This is a genomic window from Leucobacter sp. cx-328 (genome assembly GCF_014530035.1).
Lineage (GTDB): Bacteria > Actinomycetota > Actinomycetes > Actinomycetales > Microbacteriaceae > Leucobacter.
Genome location: NZ_JACVMX010000010.1, coordinates 50,733 through 71,407, shown reverse-complemented (window position 1 = coordinate 71,407; position 20,675 = coordinate 50,733). Strand labels below are relative to the sequence as shown.

The window sequence follows — 20,675 nt, the reverse complement described above, 5'->3', positions numbered from 1 at the left end:
GTGAGAGTTCCTTCTGCGGTGAAAGTACTAAAACCTAGGACCAAAGCCCCGGGACGGTCCGTGAGCTGCCGCGCTGGGGAAGACAGCAGTTCACGAACCGCCCTCGGGGCGATGGAAGTGTGGGGCTCGTTAGCCGTTGCTCGGGAAGCCGAGGTCGATCTTCGACTGCTCGGGGTTCGGCCAGCGAGTGGTGACGACCTTCGAACGGGTGTAGAAGTTGATCGACTCGGGGCCGTAGATGTGGGTGTCGCCGAAGAGCGAGTTCTTCCAGCCACCGAACGAGAACGAGCCAACGGGTACGGGGATCGGCACGTTGATGCCGACCATGCCAGCCTCAACCTCGAACTCGAACTGGCGTGCGACGCCACCGTCACGGGTGAAGATCGCGGTGCCGTTGCCGTACTGGTGCTCGTTGATGATGCGGAGACCCTCTTCGTAGCTGTCTACGCGAACAACCGCGAGGACCGGGCCGAAGATCTCTTCGCGATATACCGCGCTGTCAGTCTTGACGTGATCGAGCAGGGTTGCGCCGGTGAAGAAGCCGTTGCCCTCGAACTTGAAGTCGCGGCCGTCAACCACGATGGTTGCGCCCTCTGCCTCTGCGCCTGCAACGTAGCCCTCAACGCGAGCCTTCGCCTCGGGGGTGATGAGCGGGCCCATGTCGGTGCCGGGAGCAGCGCCGTCACCGATCTTGAGGTCTGCGATGCGCTTTGCGATTTCGGGGATCAGGCGATCCGCGACCTCGTCACCGACAGCGACGACGACCGAAACGGCCATGCAACGCTCGCCAGCTGCGCCGTAGCCTGCCGAAACAGCTGCGTCAGCGGTGACCTTGAGATCAGCGTCGGGCATGACGAGCATGTGGTTCTTTGCGCCGCCGAGTGCCTGCACGCGCTTGCCGTTCTCTGCCGCACGCGAGTAGATGTACTTCGCGATGGGGGTCGAACCGACGAACGAGATTGCCTTGACCTCGGGTGCGTCGAGCAGGGTGTCGACAGCGGTCTTGTCGCCGTGAACGACGTTGAGCACGCCGTCGGGCAGGCCAGCCTCGCGGAAGAGGTCAGCGATGAAGACCGAAGCCGAAGGGTCGCGCTCCGAAGGCTTGAGAACCACGGTGTTGCCGCATGCGATTGCCGAAGCGATCATCCAGAGGGGAACCATGATGGGGAAGTTGAAGGGGGTGATTGCCGCGACAACGCCGACGGGCTGCTTCACCGAGTGGACGTCGACGCCGGTCGAGACCTGCTCGTCGCGCTCGCCCTTGAGGAGGTTCATGAGGCCTGCTGCGAACTCAACGTTCTCGAGGCCACGTGCGACCTCACCTGCTGCGTCGTCGAGGACCTTGCCGTGCTCTGCGGTCACGAGTGCCGAGATCTCGGGGGTGCGTGCCTTGAGGAGCTGGCGGAGGCGGAAGAACACATCTGCGCGCTTGGTCAGGCTGGTCTTGCGCCATGCGGGCAGTGCAGCCTGTGCTGCAGCGATTGCCTGCTCGACGGTCTCTACGCCTGCGATGGGGACCTCGTGGATCTGCTCACCGGTTGCGGGGTTGTAGACAGCCTGCTTGCGTGCTGCTGCTTCGACCTTTTCGCCGCCGATAACGTGAGGAATGAGCGCCATGCGTGCTCGTCCTTTCTCGTGATTACTGGTGAAACCTGGGTATTCAAGCGGGCCGTCACTGGGATCCACATTGAACTTCAGGCAGAGTGTTCGGGGAAGATTCCCCGTGCAGATCTAGCTTGCCAGGACGAATCGACGCCCGCGACCAGCAAAACATCCCCAATGCTCGCATTTTTCGGACACTTTGTATGATCGAGTCATGGAGACCGCAATGCAGCAGGAGAATGCCCCGCTTCCGACCGTGCGCGATGTGCTGAGCCTCACCGAGATTTCGGCTGGTTCACCCGAGCTTGTCACGGGCGACCTGGGACTCATGCGTCCGGTCCGCTGGGCGCACGTCGTCGCGGGCGCGAGCGCTGCCGCGCTGCTGGACGGTGGCGAGCTGGTGCTCACCACGGGCGCCGGCTGGCCGAGCGATGATGCCTCACTTGCGGCGCTCGCCGAGACGCTGACGGGCGCGGATCCCGCTGCCGTCGTCTTCGAGCTCGGGGCCGGCTTCGAGACCGCACCACCCGCGCTCGTCGCGCGTTGCCTCGAACACGGAATTCCGCTCATCGCTCTACACAACGAGGTCAGGTTCGTACAGATTACGCAGCGCGTGCACCAGCGCGTGCTCGCCGCCCAGAACGAAGCGCTCGAAGCCCGCGAGGCCGTGCACAGCATGCTCACGGAGCTCGGCCTGAACCGCAGCCCGGTCGACTATGTCGTGGCGCGGATCGCCGATGTGCTCGGCTCCCCCGTCGTGCTCGAAGACGCTGGCCATCGCGTGATCGCGTGGGCGCAGGCAGGCCCACAGACGGGCACCGTCCCTGCTGGAGACGACGAGTTGCTCGCGGTGTGGGCTGCGGCGCAGCACAGCGGTGCGGATCCGCGCCCCCCAGCTGGCTCAACCAGGGTCGCGGTGGAAGCTCGCGGGCAGCGCTGGGGATTCTTGACGGCGCTACCAGGGGCGCCGCACCCAGCCGGCCGCGCAACCGTGCTGGAGCTCGGCGCATTCGCCCTCGCGCTCGGCCGCCTCGCAGATGCCGATGGCGAGCAGTGGCTCGAACTCGGTTCGAAGCGACTCTTCGATGCCGTGCTCGAGGGCCGGTACCGCGGCGAGCGCGATCTCACGCTGCAGCTGGAGTCGGCTGGCCTTCCCATGGCCGGCCGCGAACTGTTCGGCGCGACGCTCACGGGCACGGGTGATTTTGGTGGGCACGAGGGTCTCGAACTTGCGACCCTGCGCACCGCGCTGCGCCGTGCAGTTGCCCCAGACGGCAGGGTGTTGCTTGCGGCGAACCCTCGGTCAGCTCGCGGATTGGTCGCGCTGTTGTCGTTCCCTGAAGATGATCCGCGCACCGGTCAGACGCGCGCGCTCACGAGCGCGGATTTGCTGCCAGACGCACCGCATCCACTCGCGTCGCGGCTCGCGAAGGAGCTCGAGATGATGCTTCCCGCGACGCTGCCAGCGTCCTGGCGCGCGCGGCTGTCCCTCGGTGTCGCCGCCCGGCGCCCCAAAGCACTCATCTCCTCGCTGGAGCGCATCGCGCACGAGGTGCCTGCGGGCGCGGGGGCGCTCGGTGCGGGCCCGGTCGGTCCCGGCCCTGCCGCGCGCTCTGTCGCTCGCACGGTGCGCGGATCAGGCCGAGTCGACGTCCTCCTCGCCGAACGCCAACCCCTCGCCTACCTCGTGCGTGGTCTGTCGTCCACGCCCGAGGTCCAGGACTTCTCTCGCTCAATGCTTGAACCGCTCGTCACCCACGACGGCGAGCGCGGTGCTGGCCACAGCGGCGATCTCCTCGTGGTGCTCGCGGCGTACCTTGCACACCCCACGAACCGCTCACTCGCCGCCCAGGAGGCGCGCCTATCGCGATCAGTGTTCTACCAGCGCATTGCACTCATCGAGGAGCTGCTTGACGTCGACCTTGCGGAGGGCGCAACGATCGCTGCCCTCACCGTGGCGCTGTTGGCGCGGGGGTGAGGGCAACGATCGGCGCTGCTGCAGCGGGAGGTTAGGCCGCGTTGCGCGCTTTTCTGCGTGACGCGAGGTACGTGGCTCCAAGCCCTGCCAGCACGAGACCCGCTGCTCCGAACCCGAGCAGCGACAGGGAATCAGCGCCCGTGTGCGCGAGCCCGCCACCGGCAGGTGCTTTTGTCTGCCCCGTTGGCTTCGCGGTGTCGCCAGGTTTCTCAGGGTCTGCAGGATCCTTCGGGTCGGCTGGATCCACCGGCTCAACCGGGTCCACGGCCTTAATCGGATCGTTGAGTACCTGCCCGAGATCAATCACCCAATTGTTGGTATCAATTTCGAACTCAATCGGCTTCTCCGACCGCACAAACCCCTGAGGCGCAACCGTTTCCGTCAGTACATACTTCCCAAGTTTCAGGCTCTCAATTTCCAGCTGGCCCGCTTCCGCATTGGTGTCGCGCTGCCCACCATCGGTCACATCGAGTGTGAAGCCATCGGGGCCGGAGATGTTCCAGGCTGATCCGTCCAAGAGCTCAGAGTTCTCGCTACTCGCTTTTGTCCAAGACACTGAGCCGAGCAATGCGGTCTCGGCCGTACCTGTGAAGCCAAAGATGTCGGTTGCTACAGCCACCACCTTCTGCGCAGTGGGGTCCACGGGTGCGGCCAAATCGACCTTCCAGGTCAGGTCAGGTTGCACCGTTGCCGTACCGAGGTCATTTCCCAGATCGTCACTCAGCGTGATCACGTCGCCCTGAGTGGTTCCGGTGCCCTCGAGCAGGAGGGTGCTCGAATCGGTCACCGGCGCAACTGTGGGAACAGGAAGACAGGTCTGCCCTGCGAGGTTTGCGTGCCAGCTGTAGCCATAGTAGGCACCCCCTCCCCTGGTCGGAGCAGTGGTCGAGGTTTTGTAATTCACTGTCTGTGTTGCACCAGGTGCAATATTGGGCAGCGGATATCCGGGGCGCGACCCACCGTTTGTGAGGTTGAGGTCGCTGGCATCAAAAAGAATCACTGGGGTATCGGTGTCCCGATACTTCACTTCCATGCGTCCTGTGATCGGCTCCCAAGTGGGTAGCCACTTTACGTTGGTAGAGCTCCGGAACGCCATGGTCGCTGGATCAAACACCAACCATACGGTGACGGCGCCTGGACCAACATCTTGGATGACAGCCTTGTCTCGAATAAACATCACCGGCTCGTAGAACACATGATGGGTTTGGTTTGTGAACGTGCCGGTCCCGCTTCGGAAAAACTGCTGCGGATTGTCTGGATCGAACGGAACATTCGGATCGGGTGTAATCGTTCTCTTCACAAAGAGGTTCAACGCAGGTTCTTTATATGTGTCATACAGGAAGTGCGTTTCGCTGAGCGTGCAGTTCGAAGGAACATCTTCGACCGCGGCAGCATTAGCCGCAGTGGAGTCCGCGGGGGCATCCTCCGCGAGTGCAGGGGACGCCGTGAGCAGCCCCAGCGACAATACGGTTGCTCCGGCCAGCGCGATGCCCAAGCCTCTTTGCTTTGTGTTCATACATATAAATCTATGCTTTTGCCACGAATAAGCAAGAGGTGTGGAGTATTAGGCCGCGGGGAGGTTCCAGAGGGTCGTGTAGTCGTGGCCGAGATCACGCACCAGCAGTCGCAGTGCGGGCAGCGAGAGACCGATGACGCAGCTCGGAGCACCCTCGATCTTTTCAATGAAGGCGCCTGCGAGGCCGTCGATGGCGAATCCGCCAGCAAGCTGCAGCGGCTCCCCCGTCGCGACATAAGCGGCAAGCTCTTCGTCGGTGACATCGGCTGCGAGGGTGACGGTTGCGGTGTCGACGGATCCGCGCCCACCGTGCACCTTGCCGCCCGTGACATCAACGAGCCAATGGCCCGAGTGCAGGACGCCGGTCTTGCCACGGTGCTGCTTGGAGCGATCGAGCGCGACGTCGGGGACGTGCGGCTTGCCGAGGATCTCGCCGTCGAGCAGGAACATCGAGTCACCGCCGAGCACGAGCCCGTCAATCTCATTTGTCCCCTCTGGGCCATAGCGGCGTACGACGTCCTCGGCCTTCAGCCGGCCGAGGTACTCGGTGAACTCGGGGGTAGTGAGCTTGCGGCCGAGCTCGGCTTCGCGCTTCTGCACTTCTGTGTCCTCGTCAACGTTGGGCGAGAAGCAGATTGGCTCAATGCCGGCTCCACGGAGAACCGAAAGTCGAGCGGGTGACGTGGAAGCGAGATACAGGCGCATGCCACAAGCCTAAGGTGCATCGACAAGTGTCGGTGGTTCCTGGGAGAATTGTCGAACTGAACGCGACGCGCACCGAAAGCGCGCGCAAAGGAGGCGAACTCAGATGTCCGACTCAGCAATTCTTGGTGTGGTGATCGCGGTAGTGGCGATCGTGCTTATTGTCATTCTCTTGGCAGCATCTCTCTACATCGTGAAAACCAACCAGGTGGCCGTGATCGAGCGATTCGGCAAGTTCCACCGCATGGCAAAGGCTGGCATTAACGCACGTATCCCCATCGTTGACACGATTGCGAACCGCATGAGCCTGCGTATTCAGCAGATGGACCGCGTCATCTCAACGATCACGAACGACAAGGTGACCGTCGATCTCGACGTCTCGGTGCAGTACCGCGTCGCAAACTCGGAGCGCACTCCCTCACGCACCGACGGCAGCGCTGACACCCGCGAAGACAGCAACCTGTACCGCGCAAACTACGCGCTCACCGACGTCGACGAGCAGATCGCGAGCTACATCTTCGACGCCGTGCGCTCAACCGTGCCGAGCAAGACGCTCGATGATGTCTTCGCCGAGAAGGACCGCATCGCGTCAGAGGTCAACGAGCAGCTCAGCACCACGATGCAGGAGTACGGCTACGAGATCGTGCGCACCCTCGTCACGGGTGTCCGCCCCGACGGAGAGGTCGAGGCAGCGATGAACCGCATCAACGCCGCCGAGCGCATGCGTGACGCCGCGACCGCAGAAGCTGAAGCGTACAAGATCGGCGTCATCGGTAAGGCGCAGGGCGACAGTGAGGCTAAGCGCCTCTCGGGTGAGGGCATCGCGATGCAGCGCCGCGCAATCGCTGAGGGTCTGGCAGAGCAGCGCCGCGTGCTTCAGGAGGCGGGCGTTGCCAACGCAGAAGAGGTCATGCTGGCCAACCAGTACTTCGACACCATGCTTGGCGTCGCGAGTGCTGGCAAGACGACCACGGTCTTCCTGCCCGGCGGTGCCGACGGCGTTGGCCTCATTGGCGAGCAGATTCGGACTTCGATCTTGACCGCGAAGGCAGCTGACGGTTCGGGAGATGCAGCGAAGCTGTAGCCCCCGCAAGTACCCGAAAGCCCGGGCGGTCACTCATCGAGTGATTGCCCGGGCTTTCTCCGTGTGCGCGGCCTCAGGCCCGTTGGAGTGAGGTGAATCTCGGCTGTGCAGCTGGGTGAGCGCCTCGGCTCATTGGGAAAGGCAGCCCGGCCGATGGCCGGCCCGTTCCTTATTCACTGGCGAGGACCAGGAATGCTGCGCGTTGGGTGCCACATCAGCTCAGGGTTGCTCAGGGCTGCGGTCAACCCCTCGAGATCGACCGTTTCTGCCGAGAGTGACCCTTTCTTGCGACAGAAAGGGGGTGTTTCGGGAGAAAGGGGTGTTTTCGAGGGGTTGAGCCGAAATTTGCTACGGGCCCCTAGTCGTCGAGGTTTGCGCGCACTGCCTTGCGGTCAGCGATCAGCGCATCGCGCACGTGGCGGCGAATAACCTTGCCGATGAGGGTCTTCGGGAGTTCTTCCCAAATGAGGTAGCTACTCGGACGCTTGTACTCAGCGAGATGCTCGCGGGCTGCAGCGCGAGCTGCCTCCTCGTCGAACTCAGCGCCGGGCTCCAAAATGATCGCAGCTGTCACCACCTCGGTGCCGCTGCCGCGGGGTACGCCAACGACCGCACACTCAGCGACGCCCGGAAGCGCGTTCACGACCGCTTCAACCTCGCTCGGCGAGACGTTGAAGCCGCCCGTAATGATGAGCTCCTTCTTGCGGTCAACAACCGTGACGAAGCCGTCCTCGTCCTGCGCTACGAGGTCACCCGTGCGCAGCCAGCGGCCGTCAAAAATAGCTGCTGCAGACTCTTCTGGTCGATTCCAGTACCCATGGAACACCTGCGGGCCGGCAATCAGCAGCTCGCCGGTCTCACCCTGCGCGACCTCGCGCGCGGGGTTTTCGGGATCCACCACACGAATATCAGTCGACGGGAACGGCAGGCCGATCGCGCCAATCTTGCGCGACTCGTTGAACGGGTTCGCGAGTGCAATCGGGCTCGTCTCAGTGAGGCCGTAGCCCTCGTTGAGCATGCTGCCCGCGAGGTCCTCCCAACGGTTGACGATCGCGGGAGTCAGCGTCATAGCGCCAGAAATCGCGTAGACCACGTTCTTCAGGTCGAGCGAACCGTCACGCGCGACGCGAGACATACGGTCGAACATCGGCGGCACGGCGGGAATGAAGGTCGGCGGGAACTTCTTCGAAGCATCTGCGACGAGTGCGGGATCGAAGGTCGGGAACAGCACCGCGCACGAACCCGTCTCAACGGCGTAGATGACCGAGAGCAGCAGACCGAACGAGTGGAACATCGGCAGCAAGCCGTAGATGTTGCCCGTGCCGTGCTCGAAGTCAGGCATCCACGCAGCGCCCATGCGCGCGTTCGCCCACAGATTCTCATGCGAGATCATCGCGCCCTTCGGCGCACCGGTGGTGCCCGAGGTGTACTGCAGGCAGGCGATGTCGTCCTTCTTCGGACGGGGGTGATCCGCCGCGATGGGAGACGACTTCATGAGCTGAGCGAACGGCACAGTTCCCGAGGTGGGCGCGGTGAGGTTCGCACGCGACTCACGCGCCTTCGCGATCGGGAGGCGCAGGAGCGCGCGCATTTTGAGGGGCATCGCGCGGGTCACGTCGACCGCGATGATCGTCTCGATGCCGAGGTCTTGAGGGAGCTGCTGAAGGGTTTCGACCTTCTTGTCCCAGGAGATGACGATCCGCGCTCCGTGATCTCGGAACTGGGTCTCCAACTCGTCTCGGGTGTAGAGCGGGTTGTGCTCGACGACGACCGCGCCGAGGCGCAGCACCGCGTAGAACGCTACAACGTGCTGCGGGGCGTTCGGCATAATGAGCGCAACACGGTCACCCGCGCGCACGCCAAGGTCGTATAGACCTTGAGCGACGCGAGCAACGTTTTCACCAAGCTCGCGATACGTGGTGGTGGCACCGAAGAATGCGGCAGCCGGGCGATCTGCGTACTGTGCGCAGCGTTCATCGAGCAGATCGATGAGCGAGCCGGTCACTGGCTCAATGTCAATCGGAGTGCCTTTTGCGTAGAACTTGTTCCACGCTCGGGTTTCATTCAGATGCATAGTAATGATTTTACGTACCGTTTCGGTAATATTCCCAGTCCCAGGGAGGAATCCTGTACCGCACCGCTCTTCAGAACATGGGACAATAGAAGGATGTCTGAGCGTACAGCTAGTTCCCCGCAGGCCGGAGCCCTCTCCGTCGGCGATGAGATTGAACTTGAAATCACCGGCATCGCCCACGGCGGTGTCTGCGTTGCACGCCACGAAGGCCGCGTGGTCTTCGTCGCTGATGCAATTCCCGGCGAGCGCGTACTTGCGCGCGTCACCGATGCCAAGAAAAAGTCATTCGCACGCGCAATCGTGCTTGAGGTACTCGAGGCCTCGCCCGACCGCCGCCCCCACGTGTGGGCAGAAGCATCGGTCGAGCGCGCCCCCGAGGAGCGCGCAGGCGGCGCAGAGTTCGGTCACATCGCACTCGCTCGCCAGCGTCGCCTGAAGGCGGAGGTGCTTGTTGATTCGATGCAGCGCTTCGGCGGCATCGAGCTCGCAGCAGGCGAGGACGACGATGCAGAGACCAAGGCAGAGTTCGAGGCGCTGCTCGACGAACTCGTCGAGGCAGTGCCCGGCGACGACGAGCGTAACGGCCTCGGCTACCGCACTCGCGTGCGCCTGCACGTTGATCCCGAGACCGGCGCTGTCGGCCCCTACGCAGCACGCAGCCGCAATATCGTGCCCGTGCAGTCGTTGCCCCTCGCAACCGATTCGCTGAACCAGCTCGCTCCGCTTGAGGAGTCGATGCTCGGCGTTGACTCGATTGACCTCGTTGATCCGGCAGGCGACGATTCGCGCATGCTCATCACTGCTGAGGGCAAGCGCAACGGCGAGAGCGACGCAATGCAGGAGCTCGTCGAAGACCGCGGCTTCACCGTACGCGCGGGTGGTTTCTGGCAGATCCACGACCTCGCACCTGTCGTACTCTTCAACGCGGTTCGCGACTCGATCGCCGAGCTCGCAGAAGACGGTCTCGTTGACGCGACCGCAACCAACCTCGACCTCTACGGTGGCGCGGGCCTGCTCGCAGCCGCAATGGCAGAGGCAGTCGGACCGAACATCAAGGTCACGACCGTTGAGGCTGAAAGCGCAGCAACCGACGACGCAGCAGAGAACCTCTCTGAGCTCGTAGGCGCGATGGCAATCACGGCAAAGGTCGACAAGTACCTCGCCGAGCTGCTCGAGGCTGCACCGACCGTTCGTGAGCGGATCACCCGCGGCACCGTCGTGCTCGACCCGCCCCGCTCGGGCGCAGGTGGACACGTCTCGGAGCAGCTCGTAAAGCTGTCACCCCGCAACATCATCTATGTCGCATGCGATCCCGTCGCGCTTGCGCGCGATACCCGCACGCTCACCGATCAGGGCTACGACCTGATCGAGCTGCGCGGCTTCGACATCTTCCCGCACACCCACCACTTCGAGACCATGGCCGTGTTCACGCGCCAGGAAGAAGAAGCTGGCGAGTAAGCGCTTGAAGCGCCGCGCATAACGTCGTCGCACGTCTGAGAAGGCCTGGGAGAGCAACCGCTCTCCCAGGCCTTCACTGTTGTCGGCTGGGCCAGACCTGAACGAACTTGGGCGGGCTCGAAGGCGGCCGGTGACGCAGACTGTCAGCGATCCGCGCCACATCGCAGCATGCGGAAGCGGTGTCGTCAAGAAGCATTGCTCGGAGGCGCATCCACGTCGATACTTTTCCGAATGCGCCGTCCGCTCCGAGGGGCGTCGCAGCGCGAAAGGTGGACCCAGTCAATGTCGACAACACAGCCCTCACCAACGCTTCGGCGTTCCATTTCAAACACGCTCAAAGGCTCAGCTGGGAATTTGGTCGAATGGTACGACGTGTACGTGTACTCGGTCTTCTCTACCTACTTCGAGTCTCAGTTCTTCGATGAGGGTGACGCAAACTCACGACTCTATGTTTGGGCGATCTTTGCGGTGACCTTCCTCATGCGCCCGGTCGGTTCGTGGTTCTTCGGCCGGTTTGCTGATCGGCATGGCCGGCGCCGCGCCCTCAACGCCTCGGTCGCCCTCATGGCTTCATGCTCAGCGCTCATCGCTCTCACACCAACCGCAGTAACCATCGGCGCAGGAGCAGTGGTAATTCTCGTGGCGGCTCGTCTGCTGCAAGGATTTGCCACCGGAGGCGAGTACGGCACAAGCGCCACGTATATGTCTGAGACTGCGATCGATGGCCATCGCGGATTCTTGTCGTCTTTCCACTACGTCACACTCGTCGGCGGGCACGTTCTGGCGCAAACCACGCTCATGATGATGGTGCTCACCATGACTCCCGAGGCCATTTCGGCGTGGGGATGGCGGCTCGCATTTGGTATCGGCGGTGTTGGAGCTCTTGTGGTTCTGTGGCTTCGCCGTTCCATGGACGAGTCACTCACAACAGCCACGATTGACGCGGCCCGGGTGGGACAGGCAGCAAAGAGCGGCTCAATGCGTGAACTCCTCGTGCATCAATGGCGCCCGTTGCTGCTGTGTTTCCTGGTGACAGCCGGCGGAACACTCGCTTTCTACACGTACTCCGTTACGGGCCCCAGCATCGTCAAAGCGAGCTTTGCCGCTGGCGACGTCATCGCAAGCACGGTCATCAATCTGGTGGCACTGACAATTCTCATGCTGCTGCAACCTCTCGGAGGATGGATCTCAGACAGAGTAGGCCGTAAGACGCTGCTCGTCTTCTTCGGCATCGGCGGAGTCTTGTACACCTGGTACTTCCTCACCGCGCTCCCCCAGCAGACCAACCCGTTCTCGGCATTCTGCATTCTTGTGGTTGGCTTCATCATCTTGACCGGCTATACCTCGATCAACGCCGTCGTGAAGGCCGAACTGTTCCCGACGCACATTCGCGCGCTCGGTGTGGGGTTTGGGTACGCGCTCTCCAACTCAGCCTTTGGCGGTACAGCACCGCTGCTCTATCAAGCGAGCTCGGAAAACGGCCAGATTCCACTCTTCATCGGATACGTCACCACGGTCATTGCGATGTCGCTCTTCGTGTACATCTTCTTTCTCAAGAACACAGGCGCAAACTGGCTGGACAACGAAAACCACTTGCGCTCAGTCATGCCGGCTACCCGCCGTTGCGGACCATCTCAACCATCATGAGTCCTTCAACCGCTGGCCCGACGATCAAGTAATAGATCAGTGCGAGGAAGGTGGCGTACGTGAGCGTGAACCCGAGCGCAGTAATCACGTTGCTGCGCTCGGAGAAGTGCCCGATGAGCTTGCGCGCAAAACCGATGGGGTGCTTGAGGTCCCAACTATTGAATCGGGGGTACCGCCCGAGATACATGCCGAACGAGATAAGCACCATAATCACGACCACGAACGCCAGTGAAGACCCCCGAGTCAATGACTTCGCGGCGTCGCCAAACATTGTGATGGCAAACACAATGTGGGCGATGAAGACGTTGACCACCGCGTTCGCAACCCCTGACATCGCGAGGCTGATCACCAAAATGATGTCGTACCAGAGCGCGGTGCGATCGTCATCGCGTCGGTGCGAGAAGTTGAGCTCGGTGATGAGATAGCTCGCGTTGGGCAACAACAGGAGCCAAACGAGTGCCGTTATCACCAGCACCACGATTGCGGCCGGCCGGGAAGCCAGGAGCAACACAAGCCCGGTAAGGCCGCCGACTGCGAGCACGATGACCGGCAACACAGACAGCCAAATGTTCCACAACATTGGTCGATACAGCTGCGTTCGGAAAAGCGGCGCACGAAGCAGCACCAGTAGCGCAGCATAGACGTTCAGCAGCACGGCGGCAGTAAAGATACTCGACATAGTTCAAAGGTAATTCGATGGCTGTCGCATGGGGCCGCTCACAACCCGTGCTCGCTAAACAAATAGTCACGCACACCCTGTCGCCCGCTCACTCCGAGTTTCCGAATGACGCGGTGCATGTGATTCTCAACTGTCCGCACACTGAGCGTGAGCTGGGTCGCGATTTGTGCGTTTGAGAGCCCTCCGGAAGCGAGGTGGGCAATCTCCGATTCCCGTTCGGTGAGGCGTGCGGCCGATGACTGGAACCGTCGCGTCTCATAATGAGCGCGCGGCTCCCGTGTCAGCAGCTCCTCACGAATCACCTGTAGCTCCTCCCGGGTCTCTGCTTCGACGAGCGCGGCTGCAAAGTCCAGGGTGGTGAGTGCGAGGCCGATCCGCCCAGCGTCAGCCGCGCGCCGAATCACCGCACGCGGATCGAAACCTTCAGGGTTGTGGAAGTACGACACCACTTCAAAATACGAACTCACAAACTCACTGCCCATGGCTGCTACATCCGGTGCAAGCAGGGCAAGCCGCGTGGGATCTTGGCCAACCTCGAGCGCCCCGATCCGCAACATGAGCCCCGGGAAGAGGTAGCCTTTGGCTTCCAATTCCGTGCCACGGTCCCACAGCAATTCCGCCGCCTGCATCCGTTGGTTGCCCACAATTAGCAGTTGCGCTTCTGCCTCGATCGGCAGCTGCCGCAAGATGGATACACCGCTCTGTTCCAAATCTCGCAATGCGTTCAGGTGCGTCTGTGCTTGTTCAAGACGACCGGCACGTGCCGCGATGAGCGCCGCACAGCCATGCAAGATGAGGTATGAAATCATCGCCGACATGCCACGGGGATGGGCAATCGGAATCACTGTCGCAAGCACGTCTTCCGCTTCGGCATAGCGACTCTGTGCTTCGAGGGCGTAGACGAGAACGGCCGCATGCTGAATGAGTCCGTGGGAGTCAAGCGCGGTCAGTGCCCGCGAATACGCCAGCCGTGAGGAGGTGACAGCTTCCGTGAGATCGCCCGTACCGATCTGCACGAGTGCGCGCAGATACCCGATTGAAAATTCATCTCCCACGATGCCAATGGACTCAAGCTTTTCCAAGTTGCGTGCTGCGCCAGCAAAGTCTCCCGAGAGAATCTGCGCCGAGATGTTGACCTGCAACATACGAAACTGCGCCATTGGCGGCATCTCGGAGGTGAGCGCCAGCCGCGCATCGTAGTCGGCAGGAACGTGGTCGAGCGTAGATTCGAGCAGGATTGAATACGCGTCAGCAACACGCGTCCCAACAACACCGTTGTGCCCGTCTTGACGCAGCAAAGCTACGGCACGCGCAACGTCCAAGTGGGTACAGCCGTACCACTCCGCCTGCAGCAAGCGGAGCTGCAGCATTTCGCCGCGGTCATCGCTCTTCGCCAGATCAGACTCAAGGATGCGCTCAATTCCTGGCAGCGCCTCTTCTACTTCCATCATCGCCCTCGCAGCGGCAATGGCGGTGTGCACACCAGGGTCGGTGTTCCACTGAGCAAGTGCGGCCCGCATTCGGCCCTGCGCTTGATCTTGGAACAAGCGCAGAATGAGCGCATTCTCCTGCGCTGACGAGTCGTCGAGCGCAAAACTGTCGTCTTCAAAGACGTCCGTTTGCTGCCCTTGCACAGCCGCGGCAAGCTCGCCAAGGCGAGCCCGGCGTGCAACCAGCGATCGGCTTTGGAAGTAGTCAGTCAGCAGCGGCGGATGGGTCGCGATGCGCAGGGCGCCGTTGACGGCGCGGATCCGCACCAGGCGGTGACGTTCGAGGTGTTCGAGCGTGTCCCAGTCGACCAGACTCAACACGTCGCCAACGTTTGCAACCCCGATGATGGTGAGGAGCTCAAGCGCTTCCAACGCGGATTCTGTGAGCGGCGCAAGCATCAGTTCGATGCGCCCGACAAGCTCACCTGACCAGAGGTTGGCGTGGGCCACCCATTCGCGTCCATCACGATGCAGCCGGCCGTTGATGACCGCGGCATCAATGTAGTCTCGCGCGAGACCGGCAACTCCCCCGGTATCTGCAAACACTTTGCGCAGCACTGCCTCATCAAGCGGCGCACCGAGCCGTGCCTCAGCGAGCGACTGCAGCTCTCGGAAAGTGAGGGGCGGAATCTCGACAGTGAGCCCCCTGCAGACAGTGCTCGCCGGCAACGGGGGCGGCTCGGCAGCTGCGTGCGACAACCACTCGCGTTTCCGGATGCTCAGCGATATGTCCGAGAATCGCCGCCCATGACGCTTTGTCGAGGTCATCGATGTCGTCAACCAAAATTGCCGCCAATGAGCTGGTGAGGCGTTCTCCCAGCTGGGTCACTGCCTCGGCAAGCTGCGCTGCTGGCATCGCAGGGCGCATGTCGCCGAGCAAGTTGGCGAGTGTCAGAGCGCCAAACGGGGTCGAACGCTGGGCAGCGTTTCCCGTGACGAGGTACGTCGTCCACCGCCGCTCTGTGAGCACTGTTTTCAGCGTGTTCAGAATCTCTGTTCTGCCGCTGCCAACGTCTCCAACGAGTTCAATGTCCCGCCCGTTCGTCAGTGCGGTCAGCACTCTCGACAGCACTCGAAGTCTCGCACTCATGCGTCTACCTTTCCTCGGAACCAGGACTGGTTCGTGAGTGTTCGGAGCCACGTGAGATGGGACACAACCCCGATCCGCGCCATTCTCACGAGGCGCCCATTTCCTCGACAATAGGCCAGAAACGAGAACTGGTCACTACTTTTCATCACGGGTGCGATGCAGCTTCACCTGCGCTGCACACCTGCGAAGCTCATCGGTCTTGGCTGGCCAGTTACGAAGCCCTGGTGTTCACGGTGTCCACCGATGTACTCCCGAACGCTTCACTCAGTGAAGCAGCAGACTGAGATCATACGACGCACCTGGGTGCTGCAGTAAGCGCTTTCCTACCTGAGTTGAGTATTTTTCCCACGCGATTCGTGAGTGTTCCCAATTCGTTTGCCCGGGTGCATAATGACTCCATGTACACGACGCTCACCTTCTCAGATTCGATCTTTGTCGCCGCGACCCCCGAGGAGGTGTACGCCGCAGTCTCCGACATCACTCGCACGGGCGAATGGTCTCCCGTCTGCAAGGAATGTTGGTGGGAGCAGGGCGATGCTCCCGCGGTTGGCGCGGTATTCACCGGTCGCAACGACGATGGCAATCGAGTGTGGGAAACCCAGAGCACCGTCATTACCGCTGAGCCTGGCGTCGCATTCGCATGGAACGTCGGCCCGGGCCGCACCAACTGGGGGTACAGCATGCGCGCAGTTGATGGCGGCACCGAGCTCACCGAAACCTGGGAATGGTTGCCCGCTGGCCAGGAGTACGTGGTCAACCGCTTCCCAGACGATGTCGAAGAGCAAATCGCGAGCCGCAAGGCTGCTGCGCGCACTGGCATCCCCGAGACCCTGGCTGCCATCAAACGGGTGATTGAGGCAGCGTAGCGGCTGACAGCAATGGGGGCGCGGATCGGTGAGACTGATCCGCGCCCCCATTCTTATGCCTTGACCGTGCCGTTGGGCGCTCGGCTCGCTCACAGATAACCCCTTTACTATCTTTTAGGTAGCGACTATTCTTTAGTTACTTATTAGTCTTTTCAACCCAAGGAGCATCTCATGGCACAGGTCGTCGTTTTCGGTTTCACTGGTTACGCAGGCGGAGCGATCACTACCGAACTCATCTCGCGCGGCCACAAGGTCACCGGCATCTCACGCAACGCAGCACCGGTCGAGGGGGTCGAGGCGCACGCTGGCTCGATCTTTGACGAGGCACTCGTTCGCGAGGCCACCAAGGGCGCAGACCACATCGTGGTAGCACTTCGCGCGGCGAGCGATCCGCTGCTCATTACCGCCCTCCCGCTCCTCAGCGATGTAGCAATCGCAGCAGGCGCACGCCTGAGCTTCGTCGGTGGCGCCGGCTCACTGCAGGTCACCGAGGGCGGCCCTCGCGTCTTCGAAGACCCGAACTTCCCCGAAGCGTTCTTGTCCGAGGCCCGCTCGCATGGCGAGATCCTCGAGGCGCTGCGCGCGACTGACGGCACCCTCGACTGGTTCTACGTCAGCCCCGCAGCAAGTTTCGGCGCCTGGAACGCCGGCGAGCGCACCGGCTCGTTCCGCGTTGGCGGCGACGTGCTCATGTCAGACGCTTCGGGCGAATCGGCAATCTCAGGCGCCGACTACGCTATTGCTTACGTAGACGAACTTGAGCAGAACGCACACAACCGTTCGCGTATCAGCGTCGCATACTAACCACCACTCCAGAGAGGGCGCCATGAGCGAGGAACTTCCGTTCGATCCCTACAATCCCAACTGCCAGAGTCGGCAAGTGCTGGATCAGATTGGTGATCGCTGGACAGTTCTCATTATCGGCGCCCTCGCTGAGAGGCCCGCGCGCTACAGCGAGCTCGCAGAGACAGTCGGCGGCATCTCGCCGCGCATGCTGTCCAAGACGCTGAAGGCGCTCGAGCGCGACGGGCTGATCGTGCGGCGCGCGTATGCAGAGGTTCCACCGCGCGTGACCTACGAACTCAGCGCGAGCGGGCGCGAGTTGCGCCCCGTGCTGCTTGCACTGGACGGGTGGGTGCGAACACACATGCCCGAGGTCTTGGTCGCGCGCTCACGGTTCGACGGGGAAGCCAGCTCAGTCACCGGGTAGCGCCGTAGCCCCAGCCTCGCTAACGAGCAGAAGCGCCCCGGTAGCCCTCAAATACCCAACCCGTCACGGAGATAATGAGGAGCGGGACGCTCACATAAGCGAACCAGAACCCAATGGCCACACCCAACACGATCATGCTGATCGCAAGGGCGAGGGTGATGGGCCACCAACTATATGGGTGAAAGTGGCCAATCTCTGGGTCGCCGTCATCAATGTCGGCATCATCATTGTCTTCAATGAGCGGACCCTGCTTCTTCACAAGCAGCTCCAGGTAGAACGCAAGCCAAACCATGAAGCCGCCACCAAAGATGAATGCAATCGTGCCAAACCATTCAATGCGTCCAACATCGATGAGATTCCAAGTGGTGTACAGCGCCGCAAGGAAAAACTGGAAGATGCCAAGAATCCAATAGATGACGATGTGTGTGCGCACGTTGGGGCCTTTCCTGCCGGGTTTTCTCTGCCGTTTTTTCGTGCGCCAATTTCCGGTTGATGCACGTCGTTGCGAATAACACCTAACGCATGAATAGTTAACGCGTTAAGCATTCATGTCGATGGTAGTTTTATCTCAAGACAAACGCAACCGAGCCCGAGAGGTAGAGCCATGAGTTCGCTTGACGACAACGAAGCTTTGAAGCTCGATAATCAGGTGTGTTTCGCGATGTCAGTTGCGAACCGCGCACTCATCGGGATCTACCGCCCACTCCTCGAGCCACTCGGACTCACCCACCCGCAGTACCTCGCAATGCTTGCGCTTTGGGAACACAGCCCCTGCTCGGTAAACGAGCTGTGTGAGCTGCTGCTACAGGATGCACCCACGATGTCCCCCATCCTCAAACGACTCGAATCAGCGGGGCTTCTTACACGTCGACGCAGCGCAGCAGACGAACGACGCCTCGAAGTTGAGCTCACCGACAAGGGCTGGGAGCTTCGGGAACTCGCCCCGCCCGTGCCAGTAGCCGTCACGAAGCAACTCGATATGCAGATCGCCGAGCTTACCCACCTGCGCGAGACGCTCTGGCGAGTGATCGATGCGGCGCAACCAAAGCCCTAACCGGAATCGGTCTTTTGCGGGCTGCCGCGTTGCGGGCCAACAGGTATGCCAAATAGAGGCTGAGGTACTGGCTCTCGCCTTGCGCAACGCATTCCGACAGGCATCTCGGCAATGAATCGATATAGGCCATCTCGCGCTACTGAGCGCTAAAACCAGCCCACTCGACTCCCACGCAGAACACTGAAAGGGTGAGGCCCTCTGGTACCCCAGAGAGCCTCACCCTTTCAGTGCCGCCTGCCGCGCTATGCGCCGACGTTACGTGTTACTCGCAGCCTAAGCCGCTCGCCGCTTGCGGAGCGCACCAAGCGTCGCGGCTCCTGCGACTAGCAGGGCCGCACCCACAAGCCACGTACCAGCGAGGCCAGTCATGCCCGTGTGCGCTAGCTGCGACCCCTTGCTGCCCTGATCCTGGGGAGTCTGGCCGCCGCCTGGCGCAGTTTGATCGCCCCCATCGGGTGTCTCCACAGGGTCATCCGATCCACCAGAATCGCCTTGCGAGAGTTCCAACTCAAATGACCGCTCAATTGCATTGCCGTGCTTATCAGTGAGCTCAACAACGGGACTAAAGTGCCCTGCCGCAGATGGGACACCGGACAACTGCCCATCCGAGCTGAGAGTCATGCCGGGGATCGTTCCCCCGCGCAGAGTGTAGTCACCGCCTGCAAACTCTTCGATAGTTGAGAAGTCAAACGCAAGCGCACGACCTTCTGTCGCCGCAACATGCTCGCCCTGCGCGGGGGCAAGGTCAAAGTCTGCAAAAGTCACAGGGTACGTGGCCGTGGCCGAGTAGTGCGGAGCGCCGCCGCCCTCGGGAATGTACTCAAAGACCGCAGCGATCTCCTCTTCAGTTCTGTCAAGCCCGGACCACAGAGTGCCACCACTCTCGACAGCTTCCGCTCCAGTGGAGGCCACGACCGAGGCACCACCGGGCATACTAAATGGCTCCGCAGTGTCGAGATTCACATACGTGGTCTCGGTGGCCGACGGGAACACACGCGGCAGACTCAGCGTCTGATTCTTGAAGCCGACCTGCTGGAGACTAGGCCAGGTATCAATCATGGAAATGTCAGTCACATGGTTGCCGTTCACATTCAGAATCGAGAGGTGCGGCAACCCCGCAACGACCGAAATGTCACTGACATTCGCATTCGGCACCGAGATTGTCCGCATTTCGGGGAGGTCACTCAGAGGCGAGAGGTCAGAGACAGCGGTCCCTTGTGCGTAGACCTCCCGAAGAATTGGCGACTTCGACAATGGGGAGAGGTCACGCAGTTTAGTGACGTTCGCCACCTCAACACGCACAAGCCCTTCAGCACCGCGCAGCGGCTCAATGTCAGTGATATCCGCGCCGTTGAGCGCTACGTAATTCAGAAGCGGGAGCTCCCGCAGAGCGGAGATGTTGCTCAACGGGCTCTCGAGCACCGTGCCAGCACCAGAAGTTTGATAGCCCGCATACAAGTACATCAACGATTCAGCACCGGCGAGCGGGGCTAGCGTAGTGACCAGCGTGTCTCGCATTTCAAGCTTCGAGAGCCTCGTCGCATACTGCAGGCCCGTGAGATCCTTCACGTCAAGCCCATCGATGTTCAAGGTCACCAACTTGCGCAAGGTAGCGCGCGTCATCTCCGTTTTACCGGTTTTCGCGAGGATCGCCTCAGCCAGCAGCGGGTCTGGCACGTCAACGATCTCATCATCGTTGTCTCGATCGGTATCGTCGCCGGAATCATCAATCTCTGGTGGCGCGGCCGGCTCGACGAACCCGTCTGACGACTCCGGGATGTTGACGAGCGGGTTCACCGCCTGCGCAGTGGAAACCCCAACGGTACTTAGCGCCAGCGCCACGGCTGCGATGCCAAAGGCTAGCCGGTATGGATGCAACGATCGCTTCTTCATGAACCCTCATCCTCAAGAACTTCACTGGCTCCACCTTAGAGCGAGCAAATTAACTCCAATGCAAGTGAAAGCTTATTGGGTTGATCGCCTTTTGTAACCCACAAACAGGCATGCCGGCACCCCCAGCACCAGAACGGCGAGAATGACAGACTGTAAACGGTTTTCAGAAAGCAGTGCGCAGACAGCGGTCAGCTGAGTTTCCGGGATGTGCCTGCAAGGACGGGACAGCTGCCCTATCTGGCAAAGCTGCCTTGGATCAGTTCCGACTCAGCGCTAAAACGACAGAACTGCACCCGGACGGCTCACGCCCGAGTGCAGTTCTGTCATTCTTC

17 protein-coding genes are annotated in these 20,675 nt (G+C 61.4%); 8 read left to right on the top strand and 9 right to left on the bottom strand.

Going from position 1 to position 20,675, the window contains the following annotated elements:
* Positions 1-129 precede the first annotated feature (129 nt).
* Complete coding sequence (locus ICL81_RS10855; RefSeq protein WP_188034895.1) at positions 130-1,617, bottom strand: CoA-acylating methylmalonate-semialdehyde dehydrogenase; 1,488 nt, start codon at positions 1,615-1,617, stop codon at positions 130-132.
* Positions 1,618-1,816: 199 nt separating this feature from the next.
* Between ICL81_RS10855 and ICL81_RS10850 the strand changes: the two genes are divergently transcribed.
* On the top strand, positions 1,817-3,580 hold the full coding sequence (locus ICL81_RS10850) for a PucR family transcriptional regulator (protein WP_251382108.1): 1,764 nt from the start codon (positions 1,817-1,819) through the stop codon (positions 3,578-3,580).
* Between the two features lie 31 nt (positions 3,581-3,611).
* Here the strand turns inward: ICL81_RS10850 and ICL81_RS10845 are convergent, their stop codons facing one another.
* Together ICL81_RS10845 and ICL81_RS10840 are read right to left on the bottom strand one after the other, a co-directional pair.
* Positions 3,612-5,096 carry a prealbumin-like fold domain-containing protein gene (locus tag ICL81_RS10845; RefSeq protein WP_188034894.1) on the bottom strand — a complete coding sequence of 495 codons (1,485 nt, stop codon included), beginning with the start codon at positions 5,094-5,096 and terminating at the stop codon, positions 3,612-3,614.
* 48 nt (positions 5,097-5,144) lie between these two features.
* Positions 5,145-5,801: a nucleoside triphosphate pyrophosphatase gene (locus tag ICL81_RS10840; protein ID WP_188034893.1), complete on the bottom strand. Its 657-nt coding sequence runs from the start codon at positions 5,799-5,801 to the stop codon at positions 5,145-5,147.
* Between the two features lie 103 nt (positions 5,802-5,904).
* On the opposite strand from ICL81_RS10840, the gene ICL81_RS10835 reads away from it, so the two are divergent.
* Positions 5,905-6,882: an SPFH domain-containing protein gene (locus ICL81_RS10835; RefSeq protein ID WP_188034892.1), complete on the top strand. Its 978-nt coding sequence runs from the start codon at positions 5,905-5,907 to the stop codon at positions 6,880-6,882.
* A 358-nt stretch (positions 6,883-7,240) separates the two neighbouring features.
* Here ICL81_RS10835 and ICL81_RS10830 read toward each other — a convergent pair whose 3' ends face one another.
* Entirely contained in the window at positions 7,241-8,956 is a 1,716-nt protein-coding gene (locus ICL81_RS10830; RefSeq protein ID WP_188034891.1) for a long-chain-fatty-acid--CoA ligase, read from the bottom strand.
* A 93-nt stretch (positions 8,957-9,049) separates the two neighbouring features.
* Here ICL81_RS10830 and ICL81_RS10825 point away from each other — a divergent pair, with 93 nt between their 5' ends.
* Both ICL81_RS10825 and ICL81_RS10820 read left to right on the top strand, forming a co-directional pair.
* A complete protein-coding gene (locus ICL81_RS10825; RefSeq protein WP_188034890.1) occupies positions 9,050-10,414 on the top strand; it encodes a class I SAM-dependent RNA methyltransferase in 1,365 nt (454 codons plus the stop codon).
* A 282-nt stretch (positions 10,415-10,696) separates the two neighbouring features.
* The gene (locus ICL81_RS10820) at positions 10,697-12,061 is read left to right on the top strand and encodes an MFS transporter (protein ID WP_188034889.1); all 1,365 of its coding nucleotides are present in this window, start codon (positions 10,697-10,699) and stop codon (positions 12,059-12,061) included.
* Here the strand turns inward: ICL81_RS10820 and ICL81_RS10815 are convergent.
* From ICL81_RS10815 to ICL81_RS10805, 3 genes are read right to left on the bottom strand one after another with little or no spacing between them, the layout of a single operon-like run.
* Positions 12,027-12,740 (bottom strand): DUF1361 domain-containing protein, encoded by a 714-nt coding sequence (locus ICL81_RS10815; protein ID WP_188034888.1) that lies wholly within the window; start codon positions 12,738-12,740, stop codon positions 12,027-12,029. The genes ICL81_RS10820 and ICL81_RS10815 overlap by 35 nt on opposite strands.
* Positions 12,741-12,778: 38 nt before the next feature.
* Positions 12,779-14,899 (bottom strand): LuxR C-terminal-related transcriptional regulator, encoded by a 2,121-nt coding sequence (locus ICL81_RS10810; protein WP_188034887.1) that lies wholly within the window; start codon positions 14,897-14,899, stop codon positions 12,779-12,781.
* The gene (locus ICL81_RS10805) at positions 14,820-15,320 is read right to left on the bottom strand and encodes a hypothetical protein (protein WP_188034886.1); all 501 of its coding nucleotides are present in this window, start codon (positions 15,318-15,320) and stop codon (positions 14,820-14,822) included. Before ICL81_RS10805 ends, ICL81_RS10810 begins: the two co-directional genes overlap by 80 nt.
* Positions 15,321-15,718: 398 nt before the next feature.
* Here ICL81_RS10805 and ICL81_RS10800 point away from each other — a divergent pair, with 398 nt between their 5' ends.
* The 3 genes from ICL81_RS10800 to ICL81_RS10790 all read left to right on the top strand — a co-directional run bounded on the left by ICL81_RS10800 (position 15,719) and on the right by ICL81_RS10790 (position 17,396).
* A complete protein-coding gene (locus ICL81_RS10800; RefSeq protein WP_188034885.1) occupies positions 15,719-16,186 on the top strand; it encodes an SRPBCC family protein in 468 nt (155 codons plus the stop codon).
* Between the two features lie 171 nt (positions 16,187-16,357).
* Positions 16,358-16,990 carry an NAD(P)-dependent oxidoreductase gene (locus ICL81_RS10795; protein ID WP_188034884.1) on the top strand — a complete coding sequence of 211 codons (633 nt, stop codon included), beginning with the start codon at positions 16,358-16,360 and terminating at the stop codon, positions 16,988-16,990.
* Positions 16,991-17,012: 22 nt separating this feature from the next.
* A complete protein-coding gene (locus ICL81_RS10790; protein WP_188034883.1) occupies positions 17,013-17,396 on the top strand; it encodes a helix-turn-helix domain-containing protein in 384 nt (127 codons plus the stop codon).
* A 19-nt stretch (positions 17,397-17,415) separates the two neighbouring features.
* Here ICL81_RS10790 and ICL81_RS10785 read toward each other — a convergent pair whose 3' ends face one another.
* Positions 17,416-17,829, bottom strand: coding sequence for a cytochrome c oxidase subunit 4 (locus tag ICL81_RS10785; RefSeq protein WP_188034882.1), 414 nt, complete (start codon positions 17,827-17,829; stop codon positions 17,416-17,418).
* Between the two features lie 171 nt (positions 17,830-18,000).
* On the opposite strand from ICL81_RS10785, the gene ICL81_RS10780 reads away from it, so the two are divergent.
* A complete protein-coding gene (locus ICL81_RS10780) occupies positions 18,001-18,450 on the top strand; it encodes a MarR family winged helix-turn-helix transcriptional regulator (protein WP_188034881.1) in 450 nt (149 codons plus the stop codon).
* 273 nt (positions 18,451-18,723) lie between these two features.
* Here ICL81_RS10780 and ICL81_RS10775 read toward each other — a convergent pair whose 3' ends face one another.
* Positions 18,724-20,343 (bottom strand): leucine-rich repeat domain-containing protein, encoded by a 1,620-nt coding sequence (locus ICL81_RS10775; RefSeq protein WP_188034880.1) that lies wholly within the window; start codon positions 20,341-20,343, stop codon positions 18,724-18,726.
* Positions 20,344-20,675 lie beyond the last annotated feature (332 nt).